General features: G+C 36.5%; 1 protein-coding gene. It reads right to left on the bottom strand.

Going from position 1 to position 329, the window contains the following annotated elements; translation table 11 throughout:
- Nucleotides 1-329: KinB-signaling pathway activation protein (locus AOA60_RS01335; RefSeq protein WP_178075302.1), on the bottom strand; the 329-nt coding region annotated here is incomplete at both ends.

A 329-nucleotide genomic window follows, 5' to 3' on the forward strand; every position in this document is an offset into this window, starting at 1 on the left:
ATAGTGTAGCCAAGCATACCTTCTCCTTCATCAGCAAAAAGCAAGTGACGGAAAAACATTAAATCGAATAATGCAAACGCAATAATTACTATTTGTACTCTATTCCAAAGCTTAGCGGATTTAAAAATCCCAAGGCCAAAACGATGTATCGTCAAATAAGCGAAAAAACCCATTTGTGCAATCACTGTCCAAATAGAGGCCGTGATGATGATCATGAAAAAACCACCAAATTGTCCGTTACTCAGATCATTTATGTGGGTTTGAAAGTCAACAATAAAACCGATTAAAAATCCCGCGACCGTTCCAATGATAAGTGTTGTATAAAATAG

It is taken from the genome of Pseudomonas sp. 2822-17 (genome assembly GCF_002742485.1).
Classification (GTDB): Bacteria; Pseudomonadota; Gammaproteobacteria; order Pseudomonadales; family Pseudomonadaceae; genus Aquipseudomonas; species Aquipseudomonas cyclaminis.